This window comes from Phenylobacterium sp. (genome assembly GCF_031425575.1).
GTDB lineage: Bacteria > Pseudomonadota > Alphaproteobacteria > Caulobacterales > Caulobacteraceae > Phenylobacterium.
Genome location: NZ_JANPJP010000352.1, coordinates 36,757 through 44,800, shown reverse-complemented (window position 1 = coordinate 44,800; position 8,044 = coordinate 36,757). Strand labels below are relative to the sequence as shown.

Annotated in this window: 4 protein-coding genes; all 4 read right to left on the bottom strand. The window is 69.8% G+C overall.

The window, feature by feature from the left end:
• Positions 1-285 precede the first annotated feature (285 nt).
• The gene (locus tag RMO97_RS19535) at positions 286-1,188 is read right to left on the bottom strand and encodes a transglutaminase family protein (protein WP_310542671.1); all 903 of its coding nucleotides are present in this window, start codon (positions 1,186-1,188) and stop codon (positions 286-288) included.
• Positions 1,185-3,719: a circularly permuted type 2 ATP-grasp protein gene (locus tag RMO97_RS19530; RefSeq protein WP_310542670.1), complete on the bottom strand. Its 2,535-nt coding sequence runs from the start codon at positions 3,717-3,719 to the stop codon at positions 1,185-1,187. Before RMO97_RS19530 ends, RMO97_RS19535 begins: the two co-directional genes overlap by 4 nt.
• Complete coding sequence (locus RMO97_RS19525; protein ID WP_310542673.1) at positions 3,709-6,957, bottom strand: transglutaminase family protein; 3,249 nt, start codon at positions 6,955-6,957, stop codon at positions 3,709-3,711. The genes RMO97_RS19530 and RMO97_RS19525 overlap by 11 nt, the downstream gene beginning before the upstream one ends.
• A 183-nt stretch (positions 6,958-7,140) precedes the next feature.
• Positions 7,141-7,995, bottom strand: a complete 855-nt coding sequence (locus RMO97_RS19520) for a transglutaminase family protein (RefSeq protein ID WP_310542669.1) — start codon at positions 7,993-7,995, stop codon at positions 7,141-7,143.
• Between the last annotated feature and the right edge of the window lie 49 nt (positions 7,996-8,044).

Genomic DNA, 8,044 nt, shown 5'->3' with positions numbered 1-8,044 from the left:
TCGACCGCCACGACCTGGCCGGCTCGGCCGACTGGCTGCTGACCACGACCCTGGCCCGTCAGGCGCCGGACAATGTCAGCTTCATCCTCATCGCCGCTGACTGATCCGCCTGTGGGCGGCGCCCGCCGGATCAGTCGGTGGGCGGCATAGATCACCGACGCAGGGCGGGTGAGGAGGAATTCGCATTATCAACACAATTGCGACCGGTTCGCATTATCGGGTGCGAGCGCGTGGCATTTGTGCGACATCGGTGACGGCTGGACTTAACGCAGCTCGAGGCGGGCATCAGGGGTGAAGGGGCGCGATGGCCTCGGTTTCCGGCGCGACGTCCACCTCGACCTTCAGCGTCTGGACCCCTGGGGCCAGGATGATGCCGTCGATCGGCGCGACGTCGGAATAGTCGCGGCCCACCGCCAGCACAATGTGATCGTTCTCGGCGAGAATCGCGTTGGTGGGATCCAGGCCGATCCAGCCGACCAGGTCCCCACACCAGAGCGAGACCCAGGCGTGGGTGGCGTCGGCGCCCTCCAGCCGGGGACGGCCGGGGGGTGGGATCGTTCGCAGATAGCCGCTGACATAGGCGGCCGGCAGGCCCAGGCCGCGCAGGCCCGCGATCATGATGTGGGCGAAGTCCTGGCAGACCCCGTGGCGGGCGGCGAAGGCCTCGGGAGCAGGGGTCGAGACCGTCGTGGCTTCCGGGTCGTAGACGAACTCCGCGTGCATCCGGGTCATCAACTCGGCCGCGGCCTCCAGGATGGGCCGGCCGGCCGGGAAGCTCTCGCGGGCATACTCGGTGATCGCCGGGGTGATGGGGGTGCGGCGGGTTGGATAGAGGAAGGTCGCCGGGCCATCGGGGGTGAGGGCGCGGCTCCTGTAGGCCTGGTCCCGGATCAGCGACCAGGCCGGCGTGGCCGCCGGTTCGGGCGGGGGCGGCGCGTGGACATCGATGCGGGAGCGGCCCTCGATGATCAATTCACGGTGCGGATGGTCGAGGACCACGGTCAGGGTCTTCTCGCCGAAGGGCCCGATCCCTTCCTGGCTGGTGGACGGCTCGGGGGTGACCGAGGTCGTGCTGCGCAGCACGGTTTGGGAGGCTGAGGACTGCGGGGTGAGGCGCAGCACGCAGCGGGCGAAGGTCACCGGGTCTTCGTAGGTGTAGGTGGTCCGATGGCGCAGGCCGTAGATCACGCCAAGGCCGACAGTTTCAGGGTGGGGACCGCATTCGCGCCCTGCAGGAAGTAACGGTCGGCCACCGCGCCGGAGAGGTCCATGAGCGCGCGCTCGAAGGCCTGCATCTTGGCGGTGGTGAGGTTGCGGGCGTCGGCGGTCTCGATCTCGGTGGCCAACGGCAGCAGGATGCGGCTGGGTTCCTCCAGCATGCCGTCCTCCAGCAGGGAGGGCAGGACCGCCAGGTGGTCCTTCAGCGTCTGCGCCTGGAAGGCCAGCGACCGGGTGTTGTACGGGTCGAGGAGCAGCATGTCGCGCACCGGCGTCAAGGCCAGGCCCACCAGGTAGCGGGCTCGGTAGGTGATCTGGCTGTCGGCGAGGTCGAGCAAGAGGTCCAGGTCATCGGTGGTGGCGTCGTCGGGCGCCAGGGTGTGGGCCAGGCGGCAGGTGTTGATGCCGCGCTCGATCCGGCGGCCCATGTCGTAGAACCGCCAGCCGGCCACACGGTTCATATTTTCCTGCGACAGGCCCGAAAGGGCCGCGACCAGCTGCAGGGCGCTTTCGATCTGCTGCAGGGCCTCGGCTTCGGACAGTGGGTTCTGCGCGCCTTCCGCCAGTTCCTTCTCGAGGTTCAGCAGCAGGGCCCAGAAGTCCACCGACAGACGCTCGCGCATGCTGGCGGCGGCGCGCTGGGCGGCGCGCACCAGATAGATCACCGAGCCATAGGCCTTCTGGTCGTGGAGGGCGTTGCGCGCCGCCGCCAGGGCCGGCGCCCCAAGCGCCTCCTCGTCGAGGGCGCCCCATTCGATCAGCAGCTTCTGAAGGCAGGCCAGGGTCTCGCCCGTGGTGTGCAGGGCGGTCTCGGAATCCATCAGGCTGGTGCAGAGGCTGCGGGCCAGGCGCAGGGTGGCCTCCGCGCGCTCCAGATATCGGCCGAGCCAGAACAGGTTGTCGGCCGCGCGACTGGGCAGATGTCCCAGGATCCGCCGGACCTTCACCTCGTCCTTGCTGGCCATGAGCGTCATGCGCTCCACCGGCTTGTCGTCCATGACCCAGACGTCGGCGGTGCAGGCGTCCTCGCCCATGGAGATCGCGCGGACGTCCAGGCGCTCGGAGGTGCGGCAGAAGCCGCCGGGCATGACCTTCCAGCCTTCCGGCGTCCACGCCGCGTAGACCCGCAGCACGAAGGGGGCTGGCTCGAGCCGGCCGTCGCGGAGCACCGGCATCGTCGAAAGCCGCACCACCTCCTGCCCGACAAAGTCGCCCGGCCGGTCGCGAAGTTGGGCCAGCAGGACGGCGCGCGCCTCCGGCGTCATGTCGGCGACCAGCTGCGGCCGGGTCAGCCCACCGGTGTCGGGGCGCGAATTGAAGGCCGGCGCGATGGCCAAGCGGTCGAGGTTGGCCACGACCATCTCGCGCTCGCGCGGCTGGCCGCACCACCAGGTGGCCACATTGGGCAGGCGAAGCTCCTCGCCCAGCAGCCGGCGGCTCAGTAAGGGCATGAAGCCCAGCAGGGCCTTGGACTCCGCCACCCCCGAGCCCGGCATGTTGAGCACCACCACCCCGCCGGAGCGGATCGCCTCCAGCATGCCCGGCGTGCCCAGGCGCGAGGCGCTGTTGAGCTCCAGGGGATCGAGGAAATCGGCGTCGACGCGGCGCAGGATCACATCGGCGCGCTTGAGCCCGGCGATGGTGCGCACGTAGACGCGGCCGTCGCGGGCCACCAGGTCGTCGCCCTCCACCAGCAGGAAGCCGAGGTAGCGGGCCAGGTGAGCCTGCTCGAAATAGGTCTCGCTGAAGGGTCCGGGGCTGAGCAGGCAGATGCGGGGGTCGGAGCGGTCGGCGGCGGCCGCCAAGCCCCTGCGGAACGCGTCGAAGAAGGGCGCCAGGCGCTCCACATTCATGGCGTTGTAGAGGGTGGGATAGGCGCGACTGAGCACCAGCCGGTTCTCCAGGGCGTAGCCGGCCCCGGAGGGCGCCTGGGTGCGGTCGTCCAGCACCCACCAGCGGCCGTCCGGGCCCCGTCCGAGGTCGGCGGCGTAGATCTGCAGGTGACGCCCACCGGGCGGGCTGACGCCGCGCATGGCGCGCACGAAGTCGACGCTGCCCGTCAGGGCCGCCGCCGGCAGGGAGCCATCGGCGACGAGGCTGGCCTCGCCATAGATGTCGCCCAGCAACGCCTCGATCAGCCTCGCCCGCTGGGTCACCCCCAGCGCGATCTCGTTCCACTTTTTCTGTCCCAGGATCAGGGGCAGGGGATTGAGCGGCCAGCTACGCTCGTTCTCTTCCCCATAGATGCGGTAGGAGACCCCGGTGTCGCGGATGTGCCGGGTGGCCAGGCCAAACCGGCTATTGAACTCCCCCTCCGGATACTCCGCGAAGTCCCCCAGCAGGCTCAGCCAATGGTCGCGCGGGCGGCCCAGGGCGTCGAACAGCTCGTCGGGAATGCCGGTCAGGGGTTTGTAGCCCTTCAGCCAGCCCGACAGCCGGCGTGCGGCCGTGGGCTCCAGATGCTCCTGCCGTCGATCGGCGGTGGTGGTGTCAGCGGCCACCCGTCGTCCTCAGGTCCAGCGTCATGGGAAACTCGTCGCTCCGTTCGTCGGCAGGCAGGCGTCGAACGCCTGGACTGTGACCCTGCATCTCGAAGCGCGCCCGACGCCTTGCCTGGGCTTCGTAGGCGTTGACCGGGAAGGTATCATAGTTCCGGCCGCCAGGGTGGGCGACATGATAGACGCAGCCGCCCAGCGACCGGTTGTTGGCCCGGTCCAGAATGTCGAAGGTCAGGGGCGCGTTCACCGGCAGGGTGGGGTGCAGTCCGCTGCGCAGCTTCCAGGCCTTGTAGCGGACCCCGGCCACCGCCTGCAGCGACACCCCGGTCGGCGTCATCGGCAGGGCCCGGCCGTTGCAGGTGATGATGTGCCGCTCGGGGATGAAGCCGTCGGCCATCACCTGCATCCGCTCGACCGAGGAGTCCACGAACCGCACGGTCCCGGAGCCCGAACTCTCCTCCCCCATCACATGCCAGGGCTCCAGCGCATGGCGCAGTTCCAGGCTGACGTCGCCATACCGGACCTGGCCGTGAACCGGGAATCGGAAGGCCCGCTGGGCCTCGTACCAGCGCGGGTCGAAGTCGTAGCCCGCGCCGCCGAGGTCAGCCAGGACCGCCTGGAAGTCGCTCCAGACGAAGTGAGGCAGCATGAAGCGGTCGTGCAGCGCCGTGCCCCAGCGCACCAGGCGCCCGGTCTGGGGTTCGCGCCAGAACCAGGCGATCAGGGCGCGGATCAGGAGGTGCTGGGCCAGGCTCATCCGGGCGTCCGGCGGCATCTCGAAGCCGCGGAACTCCAGCAGCCCCAGCCGGCCGGTCGGACCGTCGGGCGAGTAGAGCTTGTCGATGCAGATTTCGCTGCGGTGGGTGTTGCCGCCGACGTCGGCGAGCAGATTGCGCAGCAGGCGGTCCACCAGCCAGGGGGCTGGAGTCTTCTTGCCCGGCGCCGGGATGGCGGCGAGCGCGATGTCGAGTTCATAGAGCGCGTCGTGGCGCGCCTCGTCGACCCGCGGCGCCTGGCTGGTCGGGCCGACGAACAGTCCGGAGAACAGGTAGGACAGGGCCGGATGGCGCTGCCAATAGATGAGCAGGCTCTTCAGGACGTCGGGGCGGCGCAGGAAGGGCGAGTCATCGGGGGTGGCGCCGCCCACCACGACATGGGCCCCCCCGCCTGTGCCGGCGTGCCGGCCGTCGGTCATGAACTTGTCGGCGCCCAGGCGGCAGGCGCGGGCGTCCTCATAGACCCCGGTGGTGACCTCCACGGCCTCGCGCCAGGTGGCGGCCGGCTGGACATTGACCTCGATCACCCCCGGGTCGGGCGTGACCTTCAACACGTCCAGGCGGGGATCGGCCGGCGGCGGATAGCCTTCAAGGCGAAGCGACAGGTCCTGGGCCGCGGCGTCCAGCTGCGCCACCAGTTCGAGGTAGTCCTCGGCCCGCGCCAGCGGCGGCATGAAGACATAGAGGTGGCCGCCCCGGGGTTCGACCGTGATGGCGGTGCGCACGATGGGCGTCTTGCCCTTGCCCGCGGGCCGGGGCGGGATCATGTCCGGCAGGTCCAGCGACCCGTAGTCGGGCAGGGGCGCGCGCTCTTCGTAGGGATCGCGCGCTACGATCCGCGGATAGTCCTTGGGATCGACCTCCGGAAGGCTGTCCAGCGGCAGCCGCAGGCCCATGGGACTGTCGCCGCCGATCAGATACAGGCGTTCCCGGCGGAACACCCAGGCTTCGCTCAGCCAGCCGCCGCCCTCGGCCTTGGCCGCGGCGCGACGCAGGGGCAGGACATAGCCCACGGTCTTGGAGGGGCCGCCCTCCAGATTGCGACGCAGGCGGGCGCGGCTGTCGGTCCCGTCCAGCTCATGATCGGTGAGCTCGACATTTGCCGGCAGGTCGGCCTCGGTCTTGATCGTCAGCAGCGGATCTTCGCGGGCGGGCAGGATCAGGCCCGGATCGATCCCGAGACGATGCGCCAGGCGTTGGATCAGGCCCCGGGCGTCGGCCACGGAGGCCGAACGATGTGTCTCGCCGACCGTTTCGCCGTCGCGCCAGATCGACAGGCCGTCGCGGCGCCAGTAGAGCCCCAGGGCCCAGCGCGGCAGGGGTTCCCCCGGATACCACTTGCCCTGCCCATAGTGGAGCATCCCGCCGGTCCCGAACCGTTCGCGCAGCCGCAGCAGCAGCTGCTCGGCGATGATCGGCTTGGTGGGGCCGGAGGCGTCGATGTTCCACTCGGCGGATTCGAAGTCGTCGATGGATACGAAGGTCGGCTCGCCTCCCATGGTCAGGCGCACGTCCTGGCTCTGCAGGTCTGCCTCGACCCGGTCCCCCAGGGCGTCCAGGGCGCTCCAGTCCGTCTCCTCGAAGGGACGGGTGATGCGGATCGGCTCGACGATTCGCGTGACGCTCATCGCGAAGTCGAAGTGGTCGGCGGGCCGGCTCGCGCCCCCGGTGATCGCCGCGGCGGAATTGTAGTGCGGCGAGGCCGCGAGCGGGATGTGGCCTTCGCCGGTGAGCAGGCCGGAGGTGGCGTCGAGGCCAATCCAACCCGCCCCGGGAATATAGACCTCGGCCCAGGCGTGCAGGTCGGTGAAATCGGTCTGGGTCCCCTGGGCCCCTGAGACCGGATCGATGTCGGCCTTCAACTGCAGCAGGTAGCCGGAGACGAACCGGGCGGCCAGGCCCAGGCGGCGCAGAACCTGGACCAGCAGCCAGGCGCTGTCGCGGCAGGAACCCGACCCGAGGGACAAGGTGGCGTCGGGACTCTGCACCCCCGGCTCCATGCGCACCACGTAGGAGACGGCGCGCTGGATCTTGGCGTTCAACCCGACGATGAAGTTGACCGTCCCCTGGCCGGCCGGGCGAAGATCGGCGACCTCGGCGTCCAGCAGCGGGCCCCCGTCGTCGGCCACCAGATAGGGCGCCAGGTCCTGGGCGAGATCCGGCGGATAGGCGAAGGGCAGGGTCTCGGCATAGGGTTCGACGAAGAAGTCGAAGGGATTGACCACCGTCATCTCGGCGGTGAGATCCACCTCGATGCTGCACTCTCGGGTCGGTTGGGGGAAGACCACCCGCGCCAGCCAGTTGCCGTGGGGATCCTGCTGCCAGTTGATGAAGTGCGCCGCCGGCGTGATCTTCAGCGAATAGCTGGTGATCGAGGTGCGGGTGTGGGGCGCGGGGCGCAGGCGCACCACGTGAGGGCCGAGTTCCACCGGTTCGTCGTAGCGATACCGGGTGACGTGGTTCAGCGCGGCGATGACCGACAGCTTGGTCTCCTCTTGGCGATGGCCCCCAGCCTTAGCCCACCCCGGGAGCCTTGTGGGGAACTTTACCGCCGCGCGGGAACAGGTCGAGCCTTGGTGCGCGTGGCGGGTGCGCCTGGAGGCCGGGGGCGCAGAAAAAGCAGCAGCGGGGTCCGGCGAGGCGGAATATCAGGCTACCGCCATCCGCGCGGCGCCCTCGCTGGTGTCCGCCGCCGTCGCCTCGACCTCTTCGGTGATGACCTCGAACCGGGTCAGTATGGCTTGGCCGAAGGTGTGGGTGATCGCCACGTCGGCAGCGTCGCGGCCTCGGGCGACCACCACGCGCCCGATGCGCGGGATATTGTGGCGGGCGTCAAAGGTGAACCACTCCCCTTCCAGATAGGCTTCGAACCAGGCGCTGAAATCCATGGGCGCCGTGCTCGCCGGCACGCCGATATCGCCGAGATAGCCCGTGCAGTAGCGGGCCGGAATGTTCATGGCGCGACACAGGGTGACGGCGAGGTGGGCGAAGTCCCGGCACACCCCGACCTGCTCCTCATGGCCCTCCGCGGCGGTGCGGGTGGGCCGGGCGTTGTGATAGCCGAAGGTGATGCGGTCGTGGACATAGTCGCAGATCGCCTGGACGCGCGCCCAGCCCGGCGCGACACCGCCAAAGGTGCGCCAGGCCAGGTCGCCGAGCCGATCGGTCTCGCAGTAGCGGCTGGGCAGCAGATAGGGCAGGGCCTCGACCGGCAGGGCCTCCACCGGAAGCTGCCCGGCGCCCGGCGCCTGCCGGTCCCGCAGGCCGCTGTCGCGAACCACGAACTCGGCGGAGAAGGTGATGGGCCCGGCGGGCGCCAGGACGCGGGTGGCCAGGTTCCCGAGCGCGTCCTGTTCCCGGGTGACTTCGGCCCCGGCGTCGGTGCGCAGCTTGTCGTCTGTCACCAGGTCACCCCGGCGATCGGGATGGACGCTCAGCAACAGGTGGATGGGCATGGGGTTCAGGCAGTCGAACCCGATGCGGTAGCCGGCTCGGATCAGCATTGGCGGTCTCTGGCGGTGTTGACCAAGGCGGCGGCGAGCCGCCCCGGTT